16 protein-coding genes are annotated in these 22,538 nt (G+C 35.7%); 9 read left to right on the top strand and 7 right to left on the bottom strand.

The window, feature by feature from the left end:
* Positions 1-2 precede the first annotated feature (2 nt).
* The 7 genes from ACO05K_RS15115 to dapF form a co-directional block, all read right to left on the bottom strand.
* Positions 3-785 (bottom strand): 3-keto-disaccharide hydrolase, encoded by a 783-nt coding sequence (locus ACO05K_RS15115; protein WP_421945258.1) that lies wholly within the window; start codon positions 783-785, stop codon positions 3-5.
* A 64-nt stretch (positions 786-849) separates the two neighbouring features.
* On the bottom strand, positions 850-1,167 hold the full coding sequence (locus ACO05K_RS15110; protein ID WP_421945257.1) for a YgaP family membrane protein: 318 nt from the start codon (positions 1,165-1,167) through the stop codon (positions 850-852).
* 447 nt (positions 1,168-1,614) lie between these two features.
* The gene (locus ACO05K_RS15105; protein WP_421945256.1) at positions 1,615-4,506 is read right to left on the bottom strand and encodes a DEAD/DEAH box helicase; all 2,892 of its coding nucleotides are present in this window, start codon (positions 4,504-4,506) and stop codon (positions 1,615-1,617) included.
* 259 nt (positions 4,507-4,765) lie between these two features.
* Positions 4,766-6,166, bottom strand: coding sequence for an efflux transporter outer membrane subunit (locus tag ACO05K_RS15100; RefSeq protein WP_421945255.1), 1,401 nt, complete (start codon positions 6,164-6,166; stop codon positions 4,766-4,768).
* Between the two features lie 15 nt (positions 6,167-6,181).
* Complete coding sequence (locus ACO05K_RS15095; protein ID WP_421945254.1) at positions 6,182-9,361, bottom strand: efflux RND transporter permease subunit; 3,180 nt, start codon at positions 9,359-9,361, stop codon at positions 6,182-6,184.
* A 44-nt stretch (positions 9,362-9,405) separates the two neighbouring features.
* Complete coding sequence (locus ACO05K_RS15090; protein WP_421945253.1) at positions 9,406-10,575, bottom strand: efflux RND transporter periplasmic adaptor subunit; 1,170 nt, start codon at positions 10,573-10,575, stop codon at positions 9,406-9,408.
* Between the two features lie 471 nt (positions 10,576-11,046).
* Entirely contained in the window at positions 11,047-11,829 is a 783-nt protein-coding gene (gene dapF / locus ACO05K_RS15085) for a diaminopimelate epimerase (RefSeq protein ID WP_421945252.1), read from the bottom strand.
* 316 nt (positions 11,830-12,145) lie between these two features.
* Between dapF and ACO05K_RS15080 the strand changes: the two genes are divergently transcribed.
* The 9 genes from ACO05K_RS15080 (at position 12,146) to ACO05K_RS15040 (ending at position 22,528) form a co-directional block, all read left to right on the top strand.
* Positions 12,146-13,693 (top strand): trypsin-like peptidase domain-containing protein, encoded by a 1,548-nt coding sequence (locus ACO05K_RS15080; RefSeq protein WP_421945251.1) that lies wholly within the window; start codon positions 12,146-12,148, stop codon positions 13,691-13,693.
* Positions 13,694-14,080: 387 nt separating this feature from the next.
* Positions 14,081-14,590, top strand: a complete 510-nt coding sequence (locus ACO05K_RS15075) for a hypothetical protein (protein ID WP_421945250.1) — start codon at positions 14,081-14,083, stop codon at positions 14,588-14,590.
* 47 nt (positions 14,591-14,637) lie between these two features.
* Positions 14,638-15,825, top strand: a complete 1,188-nt coding sequence (locus ACO05K_RS15070) for a sensor histidine kinase (protein ID WP_421945249.1) — start codon at positions 14,638-14,640, stop codon at positions 15,823-15,825.
* 16 nt (positions 15,826-15,841) lie between these two features.
* Entirely contained in the window at positions 15,842-16,546 is a 705-nt protein-coding gene (locus tag ACO05K_RS15065; RefSeq protein WP_421945248.1) for a LytR/AlgR family response regulator transcription factor, read from the top strand.
* Between the two features lie 2 nt (positions 16,547-16,548).
* A complete protein-coding gene (locus tag ACO05K_RS15060; RefSeq protein ID WP_421945247.1) occupies positions 16,549-16,785 on the top strand; it encodes a PqqD family protein in 237 nt (78 codons plus the stop codon).
* 18 nt (positions 16,786-16,803) lie between these two features.
* On the top strand, positions 16,804-17,865 hold the full coding sequence (locus tag ACO05K_RS15055; RefSeq protein WP_421945246.1) for an ATP-grasp domain-containing protein: 1,062 nt from the start codon (positions 16,804-16,806) through the stop codon (positions 17,863-17,865).
* Positions 17,866-17,903: 38 nt separating this feature from the next.
* Positions 17,904-19,247 (top strand): hypothetical protein, encoded by a 1,344-nt coding sequence (locus ACO05K_RS15050; RefSeq protein ID WP_421945245.1) that lies wholly within the window; start codon positions 17,904-17,906, stop codon positions 19,245-19,247.
* 6 nt (positions 19,248-19,253) lie between these two features.
* On the top strand, positions 19,254-21,407 hold the full coding sequence (locus ACO05K_RS15045; protein ID WP_421945244.1) for an urea transporter: 2,154 nt from the start codon (positions 19,254-19,256) through the stop codon (positions 21,405-21,407).
* On the top strand, positions 21,386-22,528 hold the full coding sequence (locus tag ACO05K_RS15040) for a hypothetical protein (RefSeq protein WP_421945243.1): 1,143 nt from the start codon (positions 21,386-21,388) through the stop codon (positions 22,526-22,528). The genes ACO05K_RS15045 and ACO05K_RS15040 overlap by 22 nt, the downstream gene beginning before the upstream one ends.
* The last annotated feature ends 10 nt before the right edge of the window (positions 22,529-22,538 follow it).

The raw sequence follows: 22,538 nt of genomic DNA, 5'->3' as shown, positions 1-22,538 counted from the left end.
TTTTATAATTCTCTAACCCAAATATTTCTAAAACTTATCGCCGGACTAGGATCTCCGTGGTCTTGTAATTTAATAGAAGATGGACCGTGTTTTTTGTATTGTGGTGCACCAATGTATCTCGTTTCACCTTTTAAAACGAAACCATTTTGTAATAAAACGCCATTTAAAAATAAAGTAACGCTTGCTGGTTTTAGTAAACTTCCGTCTTCATTAAAACGTGGCGCGTTCCAGATAATGTCGTAATACTGCCATTCGCCTGGTTTTTTGTTCGCGTTTGCTAGAGGCACACCTTGCTTGTAAACACTACCAGTTTGCCCGTTAACGTAGGTCTTATTGTTGTAAGCATCCATTATCTGGATTTCGTAACCATCATCACCTCCACCGGTTGAAGCTAAAAATACACCGCTATTTCCTCTTGCTTGTCCTTCGCCAGAAATATTAGCCGGAATTTTCCATTCCATGTGTAACTGGTAATCGGTAAATTTTTTATTGGTTTCAATGTTTCCCGTTCCTTTTTTTACGGTAAAAAATCCATCGTCAATTGTCCATGCGGCAGGTTTTGAAGCGTCTTTAACTGAGTGCCATGCATCCAAATTTCTGCCATTAAATAATACAATTGCATCATTTGGCGCATCTTGTGGTAAGTTGCCAGGAACAACCGTTTTTGGAACAGGTTCCCATACTTCTGTGGTTTTTGGATCTCTGGAAGGATCTATCTTTTTATCCTGAGCCATAGCATTTACTGCAAAAAGTGCAGGGATAAACATTAGTGCGTACTTTTTCATATATGTGGTTTAACTCTTAAAGTTAACCAGTTTATTAAGAAATGAAAATTTAGTATTCAATTTATTACTTCAAATCGTCAACAACGTAAGTTTCTGTAACAAAAACCTCGTCTGGGGCAACATCTTCAAGCTTTTGTTCAGCAAAATCTCTCATTGGGCAGTAGCCGGTAATGCCTCTATAAAGTAATGATGCGCCAACTGCAACACCAGTTAAGCCAATTATTGGATGCGCAAACAAACCTGTTAAACCTTTATAAAGTAGATAAGTTCCGGCGGCGCCAGATAACCAACGTTCTGATTTGGTTACATTTTCGTAAAGCTCAGGATATTTCCAGGCTTCTTTTATATTATTTATAGTGGTGTTTAAATCTTCGTTTGTCATGATGGTAGAAATTAAATTCTATTGTATAACAAGTTAAAATCAATTGAGTTTTAATTGAATGAGAAAGATTTTTTGTGTTTTTTTGAAAGTGAATTTTAGTGCTTATGGCGGCAGCCAGCCCCGCTTTTCGTTCCAATCTTTTTAAACGGGTTCTGTCATTCTGAGGAACGAAGAATCCCTGCCTTCGGCAGGCAGGTGTTTCATCGGTTGAAGGTGACAATTAATTAAAGGTTACTGCTATTTAAAAAGAATTTCCACTACAATCGGGCTTAGGCACAATGGTTTCTGCACTTTAAAGCAGCCGATTAACAGCAAGCTTAAATTATAGACCCGATTGACGCGAAAAGCCCGGAGACCAATTTTTTTGTGCGAGGACTTGCAGCAAAAGCGGGACCGAAGCCAACATAAGGATTACAGAAACTTGCTCTTCAAAAAATAATTTTTATCCTACTTTAAAATGTCTCTGATATCTTCTTTGCTTAAAGATTTAAAGAAACTTTCTTCGGTGGTGATTAACGAATTGGCGAGCGATTTTTTACGGTTTTGCAGCGCAAGAATCTTTTCTTCGACCGTATCTTTTGCGATAAACTTATAAATGAAAACCTTTTTATCCTGACCAATACGGTGCGTTCTGTCAATTGCCTGTTGCTCTACCGCTGGGTTCCACCAAGGGTCGAGAATGAAAACGTAATCGGCCTGAGTTAAGTTTAAACCAACTCCACCAGCTTTAATTGAAATTAGAAATACCTTTAAATCGCTGTTTTGCTGAAACTCGGCAACAATTTCGCCACGATTTCTGGTTGCCCCATCAAGATAAGCGAAAGGAATATTTTCACTTTCGAAATGCTTTTTGAAAATATCGAGGTGCTTCACAAACTGCGAAAAAACCAAAACTTTATGTCCGCCCTTTAGCACATTATCGAGTGTATGAATAACATTTTCAAATTTTCCTGAATCAGAATCGTATTCACCATCAATCATAACCGGATGGTTTGCCAACTGGCGTAAAGCGGTTAATCCCTGCAAAAGCTGAACCTGTTTTTGGGCGAAAGTTCCATCATCCATGCTTTGCAACAAATCGTTACGGTAGGCCGATTTTGTTTTTTCATAATAGGCAGCTTGATCCTCACTCATATCGCAGTAAATAATCTGCTCCGTTTTTGGAGGTAATTCTGCAGCAACTTGTTCTTTTGTTCTGCGAAGCACAAAAGGTTTTATTATGGATTGAAGCTTTCGGGCTTTTTCTTCATCTTTCTTTTTCTCAATCGCCTGAACGTATTCTTCGTAGAAAAAGGCTTGTGTGCCTAATAAACCTGGGTTTAAGAAAGTTAACTGCGACCATAAATCGCCAACTGAATTTTCTACGGGCGTACCGCTCAAAATTAGTTTATGCCTCGATTTTAAACTTCTAACGGCTTTAAACGATTTTGAAGAAGGGTTTTTAATGTTCTGACTTTCATCGAGAATAATGTAGTTGAAATAGAAGTTTTTCAAATCATCTACATCAACCCGAGTTATGCCGTAAGTGGTGATAACGATATCGTAATTGGCGAAATTGGCAACATCTTTATTTCTGTTTGTACCTGTATGTGCCAGTATTTTTAATTTCGGGGTAAACTTCTTTGCCTCTGTTAACCAGTTGTAAATTAAAGAAGTAGGCATAATAATTAACGAAGTTGTTTGCGTTGCAATAAGCGCATCATCTTCTTTAACCTTTTGCAGCATGGCCAATGTTTGGATGGTTTTACCCAAACCCATATCATCTGCAAGGCAGCCGCCAAAATTATATTCACGCAAGAAACTAAACCAATTGTAACCTGCTTTTTGATAATCGCGTAAGCTACCTTTAAAATGAACAGGCATTTGCGTGTCTGCAATATCTTCGAAATCAGATAAGCGCTGAAGCTTGCGTTCTAACGTAACATTTGCTAAACTATCTTCGGCTAAATCGTTAATTAAACCGATGTGATGTTTTTTTAACTTTAAATTTTTGCCAGCTTCGGCAAGACTAAATAAGCTTCCGTATTGCGTAAACCATTTATCTGGTATAATGGCAACTTCACCATCGGGCAAGATAAATTCTCTGCGTTTATGTAGAATGTGTTGCTTTAGCGATAGAAAAGGAATTTGATATTTCCCGAACCAAACAACAGCATTGATATCGAACCAATCGTTGCCTTCTTTAACTTCTAAATCTATTTTGCTGGCGCCGAAAACAAAGCGTTTTTGTCCGGTAGCTTGCTCTATTTCAAAACCTGCTTCCATTAGCATTTCGATATGCTCGTTTACCCAATTAATGGCTGCATAACTTGGGTTTTCATTTTCTGCCGCAACTTCTAAATTGCTGAATAATGCACTTGTTTTCTTTAAGCCAAGTGATAACAATAAAGCAAGTTGCTTTTTTTCCCAATCGGCTGAGCGTTTAATGCGATGAAATATATAATTATCGCCCACTTTTTCTAAGCGGACGGTAACTTTATGCGCATTTTCAAGTGGGAAAATATATTCGCCGTATTTAAAATAAAGCTGAATTTGAGAAATTCCACCATCAACATATAAAACCTTAATTACCGGAATGGCTTCAAACTGCTCCGTCCTGATTTCGAAACCTTCTGCATAAACGTGGTGTTTCTCTATTAATGGCGCAACAAACTTTTCAAAATACGTCGCTTCTGTTGCTTTAGGTATTGCAATAAAACGCTTGTTTAAAAAAGGTTGTAATTTTTTGCCTTCAATATCCTGATCGAAAAAGTATAAAATATCATTTAATAACAACCAAGCTGGTTTGTTACTAATAATCTGCGCTTCTTTAAACATAAATTCTATGCGCAGGTTTTGATATTTTATAGTTGGAAAGTATCGTGTTTCTGTATCATTCCTTCTGAAATGGAAAAGAATTGAGCCTGGTTCTGTAGCAAGTTCGATTTTACGTTCAACCGGCCAACCATCTTTATCCATTACATAAAGTTCATTTTTAACTTTAAGCAACTCTAAGGCTTCGGCAAGTTTTTTTTCAATTTTTGGGCGAACGGTTTCGTAAAATTTACTGTCGAAAATTTTTGTAAAAAATTCTGTTGGCCTGATTAATTTTTTATAATATTTTTTGATGAGCGAATCTTGTTCGATATCATCTAAAATTTTGATTAGCTTATAATCAATATCACCTAGACAAGCTTTAAATTCATCAGCTGTATGCGTAAAAATTCGCTGATAAGTAAACGAGAAATCACCTTGTGGATTTAGCTGAACAATATGAGGTTCAATTAAATAGCCCAAATACTCATGCTTGCATAAGGAGTACACAATTTTGCAGGATTTTGAGCTGTCTACACGTAACATCGATGGGTATAAAAATTTTTTAAAGTTATCCCCTTTAAAAAACTTTAAACTTACAATATTTTGGTGTTACATCAAAAGAACGGCACATTTTTGCAATAAAAATTATTCTGGAAAGTTTTGGGTATGTTTATAGGGAAGAGGGTAGATTGAAATTCAGAGCTGTTTTTCAATCTGTCATCCTGAGCTTGTCGAAGGATATCCTAAAATTTAGAATCGTTTCGACAAGCTCAACTTGACAATATTAATATTTTAGATGTGATTATTTCCAACCACCACCTAAGGCACGGTAAAGGTTAACTACAGATTGCAATTTTTGTAATCTATCGTTAATCCCACTTAGTTGTGCTGTAAGTAAACTTTGTTCTGATGTTAAAACATCCGTGTAATTTGTTGCTGAACTGTAACGCAATAATTCTTTTGTGAAATCTACAGCTTTAGTTAATGATGCTATTTGTTTAGCTCTGGTTTCTTCTTTTTCTGTAGCTGTTTGATATGCGTATAAAGCATTCGAAACTTCTTGTCCGCCAGTTAAAAGCGTTTGCTGAAAGGTGTAGAAAGCTTGTTGTTGCGTTGCTTCTGCCGTTCTTAAACGTGCTCTGTTTTGACCTTTAGCAAAAATTGGCTGTGTTAAACCACCAACAATATTGTAAAAGATAGAGTTATCAAAAAAGTTTTTGAGCTGCAATGTAGATAAACCACCAGAAGCCGTTAATGTTAAAGAAGGATAAAAATAGGTTTTAGCCAGATTAGTATTTTCAAATGCTGCTCTGAAACCAAACTCGGCTGCAATAACATCCGGACGGTTCTTTAAAAGTTGAGCAGAAACTCCGGTTTGCAAATCTGTATAAGGAACTTGTTGCTCTAAAGTTGTACGGTTAATGCTTCCGGGCGCTTGCGCAATTAAAACACTTAAAGCATTTTCAGCTTCTTTAATGCTTCTTTTCAAATCTGGAAGGGTAACCTGTGCTGCATATAAATTTGCTTCACTTTGTACAACAGCCGCACCGTTTACAACTGCACCTTCTTTAAGGCTTTTCATCGTTTCTACATCTTTCGTTCTAATGTCGATGGTTTGCTGTGTAATCTGTAATTGTTTATCTAAGGCGAGCAAAGTATAATAATTATTTGCTATTGTAGCAATTAGTTGTGTTTGAACGGCTCTTTTAGCTGCATCGCTTTGTAAAAGTGTAGCATAAGCCGAGCGTTTTGCACTGCTTAATTTGCCCCAAATATCTGCTTCCCAAGCTGTGCTTAACTGCGCACGATAAGTCTGGGTTTCCAGGTTAATGTTTATCCCGGGAGGAAAGTTTAAAGATGAAAGCGATTGTTTAGCATCTGTAACGGATGCATCTGCTTGTAAACTAGGCAAAAATGCAGCTTTGCTTTGTTGTAAAGTTGCTTCCGAAATTTTAATACGCTCGATAGCCTGTTTTAAATCCAGGTTTTCATTGATACCTCTTTGAATTAAAGACTGCAAAGTAGTATCAGAGAATAGATTTTTCCATGGCAAATCTGCAATCGTAGTTGTGTCAATTGTATTGTTATCTCGGTATAAGCCTTCATTTTTAACCTGCGGCCTTTCGTATTTTTTGGTTACGCAGGCACTTAAAGTAAGTATTGCAAAACCGATTAAAACCGAATATTTATATCTGAATTTCATGATTTTTTTTTAAAATTAGTGTTTGCTGTTACTTGTAGCCAACTCGTATTCTTCTTTGGTTTGTTCTTTTTCTACACCTTCGTTAAACGGCGATTTGTTACTTATTCTCTCCTGTAAACTTTGGAAAATAATGAACAATGCCGGAATAACAAATACACCGAAAAGCGTACCAATTAGCATTCCTCCAACAGCACCAGTACCAATCGAAGTATTACCCGAAGCACCAACACCCGAAGAAAGCATCAATGGTAATAAACCTAAAATAAATGCGAATGAAGTCATTAAAATTGGGCGTAAACGAGCCGTTGCGCCATCAATAGCCGCATTAACAATGCTCATACCTTTTCTTCTTCTATCAACAGCATATTCTACAATCAAAATTGCATTCTTCGCCAATAAACCTACAAGCATAATCAGGGTAATCTGTGTATAGATATTATTATCAACTCCAAAAATCTTATCGAAAACAAATACACCTGCTAGACCGATTGGTAAAGAAATTAATACTGCCAATGGTAAAATATAACTTTCGTATTGTGCGGCAAGTAAAAAGTAAACGAAGATTACGCAAAGCAAGAAGATAAAAATCGTTTGGCTTCCGCTATTCATTTCCTCACGGGATAAACCTGAAAACTCATATCCATAACCTGCAGGCAATTGCGATGCAGCAACTTCCTGTACCGCTTTAAGTGCATCACCAGAACTAAAACCAGCGTTTGGATTACCTGTAACTGATATTGAAGTAAACAAGTTAAAACGTGAAATGGCTTGTGGACCGTAAACCTTATCTAGTGTGATAAATTCGGAAATTGGTGCCATTGTACCTGATGAATTACGAACATAAATGCTGGTTAAACTTTCCTGGTTTGCTCTGTATTTGGCATCTGCCTGAAACATTACCCTAAACTGCTTTCCGAATTTGTTAAAGTTTGATGCATAAACACCTCCATAATAACCTTGCATTACACCTAAAACATCACTAACTGTTAAGCCTGCCTGTTTTACCTTAGCTACATTTACAGTAATCTGGTATTGAGGGAAATTTGGGTTAAACGAAGTTGAAGCATATTGAATTTCTGGTCGTTTACCAAGCGCTGCTAAAAATGAATTTCCAATTTCATTAAACTTCTTAATATCGCCACCGGTTTTATCTTGTAACTGAAACTCAAAACCGCCACTTGTACCAAAACCTTGAATGGTTGGTGGCGCAAAGAATATAATTTTAGCACCTTTTATTGAAGCAGTTTTTGCAAAAAGTTCTCCGATAATCGCTTTTACATCTCTTTTACGTTCATTCCATGGGGTTAATCTGGAAATTACCATTCCATAAGAACTACCAGAACCACTAATCATACTTCTACCAACAACTCGTAAAGAGCTTTTTATTTCAGGGATTTTGTGTACAATACTATCGATTTGAGCAATGATAACACTTGTTTCTTCTTGTGATGTTCCGGCAGGCAAAGATATATCCGACATGATTGTACCTAAATCCTCATTCGGAACGAAACCTTTTGGCGTAGTATTCATTGTCCAAACCAATAGAACGGTAAAGAAAGCAATACCCAAACCAACTATCCATTTTTTCCTGGAAAGGAAACTTACTGATTTTTTATATTTTCCGGTTACGGCATCAAATGAAGTATTGAAAGCAGCATAGAAACGTTGTAAAAAGTTTTTAGGCTTTTCATGGTCGTCTTTATGCGGTTTAAGGAATATTGCACACAATGCCGGACTTAACGTTAAAGCGTTAATTGCCGATAAAATAATCGAAATTGCTAGCGTTAAACCAAATTGCTTGTAAAATACACCTGATGAACCCTGAATAAAACTCACCGGAATAAACACAGCCGCCATTACCAAGGTAATTGAAATAATCGCTCCACTGATATCGTCCATTGCATCAACAGTAGCCTTCTTGGCATCTGTATAACCTTCATCCAATTTAGCGTGTACCGCTTCCACAACTACGATTGCATCATCCACCACAATACCAATTGCAAGTACGAGTGCAAATAGTGTTAGTAAATTGATGGTAAAGCCAAATAAACTCAGAAAGAAGAATGTACCAATAATCGCAACCGGAACACTAATTGCCGGAATCAAAGTTGAACGAAAATCCTGAAGGAAAATAAATACAACAAGGAAAACCAAGATAAAGGCTTCGATTAATGTATGAATTACTTTCTCAATTGATGCATCAAGAAAATCGTTAACGTTCACTAGTGTTGTATAATGGATACCTTTTGGAAAAGATTTTTGCGCTTCGTTTAAGGTGTTAATTGAGTTCTCAATAACTTCCTTTGCATTTGAACCTGCAGTTTGATTGATGGCAATACCTAAAGCCGGTTTACCATTAAACCTTACCGAACTGGCATAACTTTGCGCACCAAGTTCTATTCTGGCAACATCTTTTAAACGTAGAATTTGTCCGTTTGCATTACTTCTTATGATGATATTACTGAATTCAGCTTCATCTTTTAAACGGCCAGTATATTTTAATGTATATTGAAATGCCTGGTCGCCCTGCTCTCCAAACTGACCTGGAGCTGCTTCAATATTTTGCTCGGCTAAAGCCACATTCACATCATTCGGAACCAAGCCATAAGTTGCCATTACATCTGGCTTTAACCAGATACGCATGGTATAATCCAATGTTCCAAAAGCACTTGCATCACCCACACCATTAATACGTTTAATTTGTGGAATGATGTTAATGTTAGCGTAGTTCTGTAAAAACTTCTGGTCGTATGAATCGCTTTCGCTGTAAACTGCAAAAATTAACACATTACTTGCTTGTCTTTTAGCTGTAATTACACCAGAACGTGTAACCTCGGCAGGAAGTAAACTTGTTGCTCTGGCAACCCTGTTTTGTACGTTAACAGCAGCCAAATCTGGGTTTGTACCCAACTTAAAGTTAATGGTTATGGTTGCGGTACCATCGTTACTGGCTGTTGAAGTCATGTAAGTCATATCTTCAACACCGTTAATTTGTTCTTCAAGCGGAACAACGACACTGTTCATTACCACATCGGCATTTGCACCTTGATAAGAGGTAGAAACCTGAACGGTTGGTGGTGCAATTTCTGGATATTGTGATACCGGTAGCGTTACCAAACCTAATACACCAAGTATTACAATAATGATGGAAATAACCGTTGATAAAACCGGTCTTTCTATAAATTTCTTAAACATAATTAATATTGATTACACTAATTCGTGTGATTGCACTGATTACATTATTTTTTTATTTCAGCATATACTGAATCTGAGCTTTTTTCTTCCGGTTTAATTTTGGTACCATCTTTTAACGATTGGAAACCCTCTAAAACAACTTTGTCGCCCGCTTTTAAGCCCTTAGTAACCACATAAAACTTGCCTTTTGTTAAATCCATAATCTCGATTTCTGTACTGATGGTTTTAGCAGAATCGCCTAGTACATAAACAAACTTTTTACCCTGTAAATCGATAGTAGATTTCTGTGGGATTAAAATTGCGTTATCTACCTTTTGTGGAATTCTAACTGATGCACTTGCACCATTTTTTAGTAAAGAAGTTGGATTAGGGAAAGTAGCCCTTAAACTCGCCGAACCAGTTTGCGTATTGATTTGTCCGTTGATTGATTCAATTCTACCATCTTGAGCATAAACATTTCCATCTGCAAGCACTAAACTTACCGGAGGAATATTTTTCATTTGCTGCGCTAGCGTATTGCCTTTATATTTTTTAGAAAAATCTAAAAGCTGTTTTTCGTTGAGTGCGAAGTAAGCGTAAACTTTAGAAATATTAGAAACCGTAGTTAATGGTTCTGTACTTGTACCACTCACTAAACTTCCATTTCTGAAAGGAATACTGCCAACAACTCCATCAACAGGACTGGTGATAGATGTGTAACTCAAATTAACTTTTGCATTTGCAAGTGCAGCCTTGGCTTGTGCTAATGCTGCTTTTCTGCTTTGAAGTGTAAGTTCTGCAGCTTGTAAATCATATTTACTGATGATATCTTTTTCAACTAAAGGTCTGGTTTTGTTAACCTGAAGTTCTGCCGCATGAACATCAGCTTCAGCGCTACTAATTGCTGCCTTCGCTGTTCTAACTTCTTGCTCGTATTGTGGGGCCATGATTGTAAATAACAACTGACCTTTTTTAACCACCGCACCTTCATCAACTAATATTTTCTGAATAAAACCATCAACTTTAGGACGGATATCGATATTCTGGATTCCTTCAATAGTTGCAGGGTAATCTGAATCTAATTCGGTTGATTGTGCATTAACTGTAAATACCGGGTAAGTTTGTGGGCCAGCTGCAGCTGCGGCAGCAGCTTTTTTAGCTTCATCGTTATTTCCGCAAGATGCTAAAAGCATAGCGATACTCATACCAAAAACGAGAGTTGTTATTTTTCTCATGGATTTATTCTCTGTGTGTTTATATTTTAATTTCCGGGACTAATAGCGTAGTTAAAGCTGTGCCTTGATTTTCGCGATTAGTGCCCAAAAATAGAGCCTAATAAAAAATTAATCTGTCCAAATTCTGTCATTTAATCAATCGATTGATTTATTTTTAAAATGAAAAGTGACTTGTTTAGTATTAATTAGCTGTTTTTTAGTTATTTAGCCATTTTTTACACAGTAAAAATGCCTGTGTAAATAAATTGAGACAGATGTTAAAACCTGTTAATTGGGGTTGAATTAATGCATATTAATTCATACTGATTGTTTAGAAATTCAGGCAGTACAGACTTTTCTTAGTGTATAAAGTACACACATTCAAGTTCTTGTTTTCAGTTAAGCAGAAATTTCTCAAGTCTGTAAAGATTTCTCCATTCCGATTTAATCGAAATGAAGAAAATGATTTAAGTAATATGGAGGAAAGGAAACTTAATCAACCGTTCCTTCAAAAACTAATTTAGCTGGACCGCATAAAAATACGTTTGTAAATGTTGCGCCATCGTAGTCAAATTCAATTTTTATATCGCCACCTAACACCTTTATGTCGGTTTTAATATGTCCGGTTAAATTTTTATGTTTTGCAACCGCCATTGCTACAGCAGTTACACCAGTTCCGCAAGCATAAGTTTCGTCTTCAACGCCACGTTCGTAAGTTCTTACAAATAAGTGGTCGCCTTTATCTTCCACAAAATTTACATTAATTCCTTTTGCACTGTAGGTTTCATTATAACGGATATTTTTCCCTGCACTAAAAACATCGAAGTTTTTTAAATCATTCTGAAAGCTAACATAATGCGGCGAACCTGTGTTTAAAACGTAAGCATTTCCATCATTGGTTATGGTATCTACATCAATCATTTGCAGATCTACCCACTCCCCATTTTCTGAAATTCTGGCATAATGTGGCCCATCAACTGCCAAAAAGTTTGTTTCTCTATCAATAAGACCAAGCTGTTTTGCAAAGGCGACAATACATCTTCCTCCATTGCCGCACATGCTGCCTAATTTACCATCAGCATTGAAATAATGCATTTCAAAATCATAGCTTTCATGCTTGGTAACAAACATCAACCCGTCTGCACCAATACCGAATCTTCGGTTGCAAAGTTCTTCTATTTGTTTGTTATCGATGTTTTTTAACGGACTCATGGTATGATCTATCAAAATGAAATCGTTACCTGCGCCTTGATATTTATAGAAATTAATTTTCATGAAAGCTTCATTTTTTAATGCAATATTTGATTTGCAAAAGTAGCAACAGGGATGTGTTTTTTGATTTAACATTTTTTAACACGGAACCGAGTGCTTTTTTTATACAAATATCGTTTATATGGTATTAAATTTGAATAAACTTACAAAAGAAAATTTGAGCAGATTAAAACTGCCTGAGCAATCTGCTTAAATCAAAGTGATAGGCTCTTGCAAAAAATAGAACATTAGACACAAGGTATTATAAGTTTGCCAAAACAATTAGCTAGCATTATTTGGTTTATAATTTAATTGTGAGGATAAAAAACAATTTAACACAATGAAAAAAATATTAGGAATTACAGTGTTAGCTGCATTTATAGGTGGTGCAGCAGCAATTGGGGGTTACAAGCTTTTCGAGCGTAGCCAAAACGGTGGGACAATTTCTGAAAAACAAAATTTGTACTTCGCCAATAATCCATTAAAAGTATCATCTGCCGGAGCCGCAGATTTTACCGAGGCAGCGGCAGCAGTTGCGCCAGGAGTGGTTCACATTAAAACAACTTATAGCGCTTCTAATAAAAGTCAGGGTGGTTCTTCGCCGTTTGATATGTTCGAAGATTTCTTCGGTGGTGGTGGTCGCCAAATGCAGCGCCAGCCAAAGGCAGCATCTGGTTCAGGTGTAATTATCAGTCAGGATGGTTATATCATTACCAATAACCATGTTGTAGATAATGCAGATAAAGTAGAGGTGGTTTTAACGGATAGACGTAAAGTTGAAGCCAAAGTAATTGGTCGTGATCCAAACACAGATTTAGCTTTAATTAAAGTAAATGCTACAGGTTTACCAGTTGTAAAAATGGGCAACTCTGATAACGTACAGGTTGGAGAATGGGTTTTAGCGGTAGGTTTTCCTCTTGATTTACAAACAACTGTAACTGCTGGTATTGTAAGTGCAAAAAACAGAAGTATTGGTATCATCGGCCGTGAGCAGCAAGGCGGTGGAATTACTGAAGAAGAATACAGAGAATATCAACGTACAGGAAAAAGACCAGAGCGTCCGGCTAATACAAGTATCGAATCGTTTATTCAAACTGATGCGGCCATTAATCCTGGAAACAGTGGTGGTGCTTTAGTAAATGCTAATGGCGAACTAGTTGGTATTAACTCTGCAATTGCATCGCAAAGCGGATATAATCAAGGTTATGGTTTTGCAATTCCGGTAAACTTGGCTCGTAAAATCGTTGATGATTTTATGAAATACGGCTCGGTAAAACGTGGTTATATCGGTGTTAATTTTGTGCCATTAAGCGCAGAAAATCCTTCGGATATTAAAACCAATGAGATTAGCGGTTTATATGTAAATGATGTTGTTGCGGGTGGCGGAGCTGCTGCGGCTGGCATCAAATCAGGTGATATTATTAAAAAAGTTGATGGTCTTGTAATCAATGATTCACCAGATTTACAGGAAAGAATTGGTCGTTTAAATCCTGGTGATAAAGTTAAATTATCGGTTTTAAGAGATGGTTCACTTAAAGATTTCAGTGTAACGTTAAAAGGCGAATCGAGTGTTGGTGTTAATACTAATACTGCTGCAACAAAATCTGTTGAGGTATCAAAATTAGGAGCAACATTTGCACCTGCAACACAAGCCCAAAAATCAGAGTTAAAAATTAACAGTGGTGTTGTAGTAACTTCGGTAACTGCGGGGAAAGCTTTTGATAACATTGGTGTGGAGAAAGGTTTAATTATTACTAAAGTAAACGGACAAGCGGTTAACAATGTAACTGATGTTCAGAAAGCTTTACCTCAAACCAGAAACGGCATGATTTATATGTCTGGTGTGAGTGAACAAGGAACATTTAATTTTAGTTTTCCTGCGCAATAGAAAAGCTTAATAATTTCAAAGGTCTCGATGAAAATCGGGGCCTTTTTTTTGTGGTTATTTGTGGGTTTTGGCGATTTGCAATTAATAGTTGCAGATACATGAGCTATCTAAACCTGACAGAAGCGAACACGAAGTGCAACGGAGTAAAGCGGATGGCAGGACTAACGATGCCAAAAGCCAAAAACCTGCTTTTCAAAAGGAATTTATTTTAATCTAGTGAAGCGATTTAAGGTATTTACTCGTTTTATAACAAATGTGTTCATGTTAATTTCATTATTCGAGCATAGTTTAGTGGTTTAACGATTGAATAAGAGTGTTTACCGATACTTTATAAATTAAAGATTTTAATTATTTCATATTTGATATAGCAACAAAAAACAGAATATTATGGCTTTAGCTTACATCAACCTCAGCTCTACACAATATTTCAATTTCATGTGCAAAACGGATTTTGAGCGTCGAATTTTTCACGATACTTATAAAGAATTTCAAAAAAAATCTAAAACATATAATTTAAATAACAGCTTACACACCTTTGCGCAAATGCATAATGCTAATGAAAAGGCAAAGGTTTTGCATCAAAAATTGCATTACTCGGTTATGGATACCATTACTTCTTTAAACAACAAAATGCCGATTTTAAATGATGAAAGAGGGAAATCAATTTTATTTGATTGGGCTGATTTTCAAATTTTTGCTTCAGATTTAAAAAATAAAGCCGGGCATGTAGTTTCTATTACTTACACAAGTTCGAAAATGATTCTACATGAAATGGTTGGCGATATGCTTATTTTGAGTTACGATTTTAAGGGTGATTTTAATGAAACCTTTATGGTGAAAATGACGAACGATTTGGTGGTGAAATACGAAAAGAACCAAGAACTGGTTTACGATTAATAGCCTACGCTTTACCAAAAAGCTTAAAAATATATTTAATTTGTACAATGCAACGCTTCAAAACCCCAACTTTCATTATTCATATTGCTGGTTGGCTTTTGTTTTTAACCTTTCCGTTACTGTTTATAAATAACGAACAATCCGGCCACAGTAGCTTGTTACTTCTTGCTTCGCCATATTATTGGTTATTCTGTTTAACTTATATGCTGATGTTTTACTTCAATGCTTTGGTTTTAGTACCGAAATTGATGTTTCAGAAGCGATATTTAATTTACAGTGCGGTTGTTTTACTGCTTTTTGGTTTTGTTTATTATTCGCAACCTTACGATAATTTATTAAAGCATAATAAGAGTGTTATTGCTGTTTTAACGGGTGCACCAGAGTCACAAATGAAAGGTTTAAACCAATCGTTACAACCTGGAAAAGACTCTGTAATTGGTCCAAATGTTGGTATGCCTTTTGGTCCTTTGCCAAATGAAGATTTACGGATGCAAGATCCTAATCTAAAAAGAAGCAGGGGGATTCTAGATTTGCATCAATCTGAATTTATTGATGTTATAAGTCTTTTTATTTTTTTGATGATTATGGGTTTAAGCATTGCTACAAGTACTGTTCAGCGCTGGCAAAATGCCGAATCGAAAGTTGTTAAAGCCGAAGCTGAGAAAGCAACAGCCGAGCTTTCGTTTTTAAAAGCACAAATAAACCCACACTTTTTATTTAATACATTAAATAACATTTATACACAATCTGTAATTAATAGCGAGCATACATCAGAAAGTATAATGAAACTATCGAACATTATGCGCTACGTTACGGATGATGTTACACAGGATTTTGTGATGCTAAATGACGAAATTGATTGTGTTAGAGATTATATTGAACTGCAAAAGTTAAGACTTGGCGCCGACGCGGAAATAAATTTTAACGTTCAGGGAAAAGCGGATGGTAAGAAAATAGCGCCGTTAATTTTTATGACGTTTATTGAAAATGCTTTTAAATATGGTGTAACCAAAAAGGAAAAAACAATTATCAATATTAATTTAGGTATTGATGGCGAGAAAATAGATTTTACTTGTCTGAATAAAATTTATCCGCATAAATCAAATCTGGAGCGTACCGGAATTGGTATATCGAACACTCGCCAACGTTTAGAACATTTATATTCAAACCGCTTTAAACTGCATATTAATAACGAAAGAGAACAATTTTCGGTAAACCTTTGCGTAAATTGCTAACCAAATAATTTAAACTATGGCTTTAAAATGTGTTGCTATTGATGATGAACCTTTGGCGCTCGAACTTATAAAAACTTATGTTTCGAGGTTTCCGGGTTTGCAATTGGTACAGATTTTTGAAGACGCACTTTCTGGTGCCGAATACCTTAAACAAAATCCTGTTGATTTACTTTTTGTTGATGTAAACATGCCCGATATTACCGGTGTAGAATTGGTTAGGAGTTTGGTTAACAGTCCGATGATTATTTTTACAACCGCCTATAGAAATTATGCATTTGAAAGTTACGAACTGCAAGCGATAGACTATTTATTAAAGCCTATTGACTTTAACAGGTTTACAGCTGCGGTAGAAAAGGCCATCGATTTTCATAAATACAAATTTGCAACGCAGGAAAGTGTAAGCGATGAAAGTATTTATGTGTATTCTGAATATAAGATGATTAAAATTTTGCTTCGCGATGTTGAGTACATAGAAAGCATGGGCGATTACCTGAAAATTTACCTGGCAGGAACGGATAAGCCAATATTGACGCTAATGACAATGAAAAAAGTGCTTGAAAAACTTCCAGAAGAGCAGTTTGCCAGAATCCACAGAAGTTTTATTGTAGCTCTGAATAAAATAAAATCAATCCATAACCGAAAGGTAAACCTTGTAAATGCCGAATTGCCAATCGGCGATGCTTACAGCAGTTTTATTAATCAACAGAAAGGAAACATATGAGGTTGAAAACTAATATTGCAACGAGTGAAAACGGCTTCATTTTTAATCCTGCTACTGGCGATTCTTTTACAAGCAATTCTATTGCGGCAGAAATTCTTACCTATATGAAAGCTGGTGAATTAACCGAAGATATTAAACAAAAAATACTTAATAAATATGAAGTTGAACCGACTCAACTTGAAAGAGACTGGGATGATTATATGCATCAGCTTAAGGAAGCAAATCTTTTAGAATTATAATCTGAATTAAAACTAATCATGTCCGTTTCTCAAACTTTAAAAAAAGCATTAACCATAGCGGTTACCGGATTAAACGCAAATGATAATCCTGGTCCTGGCGTTGCGGTTATACGTGCATTACGAGAAGGATTTGATGAAAAAATACGGATAATCGGTTTGGCTTACGAAACACTGGAGCCTGCAATTTATATGCATGATTTGGTTGATAAAACTTATCGGATTCCGTACCCAACTGCTGGTGTCGAAGCTTTGAAATCAAGATTGGAACAAATTCAATCAATTGAGAAAATTGATGTTTTGATTCCAAATTTTGATGCTGAACTTTTCAATTTTATTAAGTTAGGGAAGGATTTGCTTTCTATGGGAATTCGCACTTTTTTGCCTTCTCACAAGCAATTGGAACAGCGGGATAAAGTAAATCTAAAATCGTTTGGGGAACAAAATAATTTTAATGTACCTGCAAGTGAGGCAATTTTTAAGGATGCTGAAATTGTTAAAACTGCCGAGCAATTTGGATTTCCGTTAGTGGTTAAGGGCAAGTTTTACGAAGCATTTATTGTTCAAAACTTAAATGATGCATATAAAGCTTTTCATACACTTCAGGCAAAATGGGGCTTACCAATTATTGTTCAAAAATTTATTAAAGGAACAGAAATTAATATTGCCGGACTTGGCGACGGAAATGGAAACGCGGTTAGCGTTATTCCGATGCGGAAATTATACATCACCGAAAAAGGAAAAGCATGGGCAGGCATAACGATTGAAGATGAAAAGTTAATCGCTTTGGCCGAAGATTTTGCAAAATTAACTTTATGGAAAGGTGGTTTTGAGTTAGAAATTATGAAAGAAGAAAGCGGTGACTTGTATATTATGGAGGTTAATCCGCGATTTCCGGCCTGGGTTTATTTAACGGTTGCCGCTGGTCAAAATCAGCCGAAGGCTTTGGTTAAAATGGCGTTAGGTAACTCAGTTGAAAAATTTACAGCATATAAAAGCGGAAAGATGTTTATCCGATATGCTTGGGATAATGTTGTCGATGTAGAAGAATTTCAAAAACTATCGGCTTTTGGGGAGCTTTAATATTTTACTGTAGAAATGTGCTTTTTATTTTAATGTAAATGAAACAAAAATACGAACGACCAACCATTACAAAAATGAATACCGGCTTTATGAATAAGTTCGGTACAAGAACGGATTTCGATCCGGTTTCTGGCATTGATGGTGTTCCTGTTAAAACGCTGGTAGAAAAATTTGGTTCACCGGTTTTTGTGTTATCCGAAAGACAAATCCGCAAAAATTATCAGGCCTCTGTTCGTTCTTTTAAAACTCGATATCCGAAAGTTCAGTTTGCGTGGAGCTACAAAACAAATTACTTAAATGCGGTTTGTAAAATTTTTCATCAGGAGGGAAGCTGGGCTGAAGTTGTTTCAGGTTTCGAATATCAAAAAGCACTAGGCAATGGCGTAGCCGGAAATCACATTATTTTTAACGGGCCCGATAAAAAAGCAGAGGATATTACTTCAGCAATAGAAAACCATTCCTTAATCCACATCGATCATTTTGATGAGCTTTATTTAATCATCAGCATTGCTGAAAAAATTAATAAAAAAGCCAGGGTTGCAATAAGGGTTAATTTTGATACAGGAGTTTATCCAATTTGGGATAGATTCGGGTTTAATTACGAAAACGGTCAGGCTTGGAATGCAATAAATAAAATCTCATCTGATAAAAACTTAGAATTGGTTGGTTTGCATTGCCACATCGGCACTTTCATGCTTTCTGTTTCTGCCTATAAAATTGCCGCTAATAAATTGTGCGATTTAGCATTAAGGTATAAAACTGAATTCAAAAAAAACATAGAGTATCTTGATTTAGGTGGAGGTTTTCCATCAACAAATACATTAAAAGGCGCTTACTTGCCGGGTATAGATACGGTTCCATCAGTCGAAGAATTTGCCGAAGCAATAACCAGCACAATTTTAGAAGCTGGTTTTAATCAAAGTGAATTGCCGCTTTTAATTTTAGAAAGCGGACGTGTTTTAATTGATGATGCCGGTTATTTAGTTGGAAGTGTTATCGCTAACAAACGTCTTAGTGATGGCAGAAGAGCAACCATTCTCGATTTCGGGATTAATATTTTGTTTACTTCTAATTGGTACGATCATAAAATCAGCGTTGCTAAAGAGGTCGGACAATACACGGAAGAAACTGTTTTATTCGGTCCGCTTTGTATGAACATAGATGTGGTTCGCGAGAGCATTAATTTGCCATTGTTGGAGACTAAAGATTTATTGGTTGTACATAAAGTTGGCGCTTATAACATGACGCAGTGGATGCAGTTTATAAATATGCGACCAGCGGTAGTGCTTATCGATATGCAAGGAAATGCACACCAAATCAGGAAACCAGAAACTTTGCAATATTTGGAAATGATGGAACAATTGCCAGAGCATTTAAAATAATTCAACTTGAAAATTAACCTGAAATATTATTTAAGCGCTGCATTAAACAGCTATGCTATTTTGTTTTTTTCGCAAAATAAAATACTCGGCGCTTTATTGTTTTTGGTTTCGATGTTTAATTTAAATGCTGGTTTTGCAGGTTTAATTTGCTTGATTTCGGCAATCGTAATTACAACTGTTTTAGGTTTCAATAAAGAAGATATTAAAGCCGGATTATATAGCTTCAATGCCCTTTTATTGGGAATCGGTTTTGGAACTTTCTATAGTTTTAATTTCACTTTTTGGTTATGGCTTGCCGCCGCAAATTTGCTGTGCGTAGTCTTAAGTGTTAATTTAACCTCATTTTTGGGTAAATATGCATTACCAACATTATCAATTCCATTTGTTATAACTTTTTGGCTGGTTTTAATAGCCGCTAACGAATATGTGGGGATGGGTTTGGTGCAAAAAGAAAGCTCAGTAATTTTCGAGTTGGCTACAATTCAACCCGATAATTTCCAAAAGCTTTGTAATTTTTTCGACACTTTAGGAATGCCTGCTTTTCTGCAATTATTTTTCAGGTCTGTTAGTGCGGTGCTTTTTCAAAATAATATTTTAGCAGGAATACTTATTTGTATTGGTTTCTTTATCCATTCCAGAATAGGTTTTAGTTTATTGATTATGGGTTTCGCTACCGCTTGTTTAATCAATCACTTTACAGGAATCTTTCCTGAAGGCATTAGTAACTATCATTTAGGCGCAAATTTTATGATGGTTAGCTGTGCAATTGGTGGATTTTTTCTAATCCCATCTTGGCGTTCCTACCTTTGGGCAATTGTAATTATTCCTTTTACATTTTTAGTTTTAAATGGCTTTTCAAGGATTTTAGGTACGTATAGTCTGCCAGTTTTTTCAATGCCATTTTGCATGGTTACTATCAGTTTGCTTTATTTTTTTACGTTGAGGAAAAATGCCGGGAAACTTCAACTTACCATACTTCAAAATTATAGTCCTGAAACGAATTTATACCAGTTTGTAAACGGGCTGGAGCGATTAAAGGATTTTAAATACTTTAATATTGGCTTGCCATTTATTGGTTCTTGGACGGTTTCTCAAGGTTATGATGGAGAAATTACACATAAAGGCGAATGGAACGAAGCACTTGATTTCGTACTAAAAGATATTGATGATAAAACTTACGATTTTCCCGGATTAAAGCCAGAGGATTATTATTGCTATAATAAACCTGTTTTAGCAGTTGCAGATGGTTGGGTGCAGGAATGTATTAATAATGTAGATGATAATGTGATTGGTCAGGTTAATCTTAACCAAAACTGGGGAAATACAATTATTATAAAACATGCAGATGGATTGTACAGTAAGATCTCTCATCTAAAAAAGAACTCAAACAAGGTTAAAGTTGGTGATTATGTTTCTAAAGGAGATGTGATTGCTTTATGCGGAAATTCTGGTCGTTCTCCAGAGCCGCATTTACATTTTCAATTACAGGCTACACCTTACATTGGTTCAAAAACTTTGGCTTATCCAATATCATATTTTGTAAATGAAAAAGAGGCTGAACTAAAATCATTTGATGTTCCAAGAGTTAATGATGTGATTTCAAATCCTGATGTAAATCCTTATTTAAAAAATGCATTTAACTTTTTGCCAGGTTACATTGTAAAAGCAAAGGATAATTTAGGTAGAAGCGAAACCTGGGAAGTTTTTACAGATGCGCTGAACTCGACTTACATTTATTGCCATGAAAATTTAGCCACAGCCTATTTTGTGAATAACGAAAACGTTTTTTACTTCACACGTTTTTATGGCGATGCAAAATCTATCCTGAATCTTTTTTATCGTTCAGCTTACAAAATCAACTATTCGGGGCATCAGGCAAAGGATATTTATGCAATAGATTCTGGGCAGTTTCAGCCAAAATTATGGTTGCAAGATTTGCTATCTCCATTCTGCAATTTTACAAAAATTAGTTATGAGAATAAGCTAGAGCCAACAACTGATGGATTTATCTTAAATGCAGAAGGCAAAAAGCAAATTTTTAATAGCAAGGAAATTTTTTTCAATACAGTTTTTAAAATCGACAAAAAAGGAATAGTTGCCTTCGAAGCTCAATTTAAAAACACAACAACAGAAGTAAAATGGGAAACAAATTTGGTTTAACCGCTTTGCTTTTGATTGCTATTTTCACAGTTAGCAAAGCTCAAATCGTAAATCAAAAAAGTGATAGTACTTCATTGGCTTTATTTAATAAAGCAGAGTGGACAGAACTAATCTCATTCGGTGAAAATGAATTTAATAATGGTTATGACGAGCAATTTTTAAGGTTGAGAGTTGCTTACGCATATTTTGTAAGAAATAAATATACCGATGCTTTATATCATTACGATAAAGTGCTCAAAGTTGATAAAGGAAACCAAATCGCATTATATTATTCCTATCTGTGCAACGTTTATTTAAACAGATTTGAAGATGCAGGGTTTTTAGTTTCAAAATTAGATACAAACCTGATTGAAGGTTTTGCAGTAAAACCATATAAGCTTATAAATGCAGGCGTGGAAACTGGAATTAAATTTACGAATGTTTTTGAGCGGGGAAATTCATCCTTCTCTCGGGCTTTTGTAAATATGAGGTTAAACTATAAGTTCAACCTTTCAACATCCTTAAATTATTATAACCAACCAGTTCGGGAAGATAATATTCAACAACCTGGCTATTATGCTAAACTAAGTTTTGCTGCGGCGAGAAAGATAAATTTTATTGGCGCATACCAATATATGCGTTCGAGTTTTCGTAATTTAATCTACCAAAATAACGTTGGCTTGCTTGGATTTAGATACGGAGATAGCCGAAGCGATTTACAAGCAGATTTTATTTTATCGCAAATTGGAGATGAAAAAACAAGGCAGTACAATTTAAAGTTTACAAAATATATAACCGGAAATCTTGATTTTTATAGCGTTACGAGAGCTTCAGTCATCGAAGTCTTATCGCAAAATAATGTCGTTTTTCAACAGGTTTTAGGTTTTAAACCAATTTCAAATTTATGGGTAGAAGGGATGGTAACAGTTGGAAACCAATACAATTATGCTGAGGCAGATGGCGTTTACATTTATAATGGCTTTGATAAAACCAGATTTAAAACGGGTGCAAACTGTTATTTTTTGTTAAAACAACGGCTACTTTTAGGTTTGAGTTATACATTTGAAAAGAAAACAGATAATATTTTCAGATTTAACTATTTACAACATTCAATTAACGGAGGTATTTCATGGAATTTCTAAGGCGATTAGT

This window comes from Pedobacter sp., from assembly GCF_965227205.1.
In the GTDB taxonomy this organism is placed as follows: domain Bacteria; phylum Bacteroidota; class Bacteroidia; order Sphingobacteriales; family Sphingobacteriaceae; genus Pedobacter.
Note: the sequence above shows the minus strand (reverse complement) of the source record. Positions and strands in the feature narration are given on the sequence as shown.

Coding starts and splice junctions, on each gene's coding strand:
- ACO05K_RS15110 (WP_421945257.1), bottom strand. CDS start 1,167: ATGACAAACGAAGATTTAAACACCACTATAAATAATATAAAAGAAGCC.
- ACO05K_RS15065 (WP_421945248.1), top strand. CDS start 15,842: ATGGCTTTAAAATGTGTTGCTATTGATGATGAACCTTTGGCGCTCGAA.
- ACO05K_RS15055 (WP_421945246.1), top strand. CDS start 16,804: ATGTCCGTTTCTCAAACTTTAAAAAAAGCATTAACCATAGCGGTTACC.
- ACO05K_RS15070 (WP_421945249.1), top strand. CDS start 14,638: ATGCAACGCTTCAAAACCCCAACTTTCATTATTCATATTGCTGGTTGG.
- ACO05K_RS15115 (WP_421945258.1), bottom strand. CDS start 785: ATGAAAAAGTACGCACTAATGTTTATCCCTGCACTTTTTGCAGTAAAT.
- dapF (WP_421945252.1), bottom strand. CDS start 11,829: ATGAAAATTAATTTCTATAAATATCAAGGCGCAGGTAACGATTTCATT.
- ACO05K_RS15090 (WP_421945253.1), bottom strand. CDS start 10,575: ATGAGAAAAATAACAACTCTCGTTTTTGGTATGAGTATCGCTATGCTT.
- ACO05K_RS15095 (WP_421945254.1), bottom strand. CDS start 9,361: ATGTTTAAGAAATTTATAGAAAGACCGGTTTTATCAACGGTTATTTCC.
- ACO05K_RS15080 (WP_421945251.1), top strand. CDS start 12,146: ATGAAAAAAATATTAGGAATTACAGTGTTAGCTGCATTTATAGGTGGT.
- ACO05K_RS15050 (WP_421945245.1), top strand. CDS start 17,904: ATGAAACAAAAATACGAACGACCAACCATTACAAAAATGAATACCGGC.
- ACO05K_RS15075 (WP_421945250.1), top strand. CDS start 14,081: ATGGCTTTAGCTTACATCAACCTCAGCTCTACACAATATTTCAATTTC.
- ACO05K_RS15105 (WP_421945256.1), bottom strand. CDS start 4,506: ATGTTACGTGTAGACAGCTCAAAATCCTGCAAAATTGTGTACTCCTTA.
- ACO05K_RS15040 (WP_421945243.1), top strand. CDS start 21,386: ATGGGAAACAAATTTGGTTTAACCGCTTTGCTTTTGATTGCTATTTTC.
- ACO05K_RS15100 (WP_421945255.1), bottom strand. CDS start 6,166: ATGAAATTCAGATATAAATATTCGGTTTTAATCGGTTTTGCAATACTT.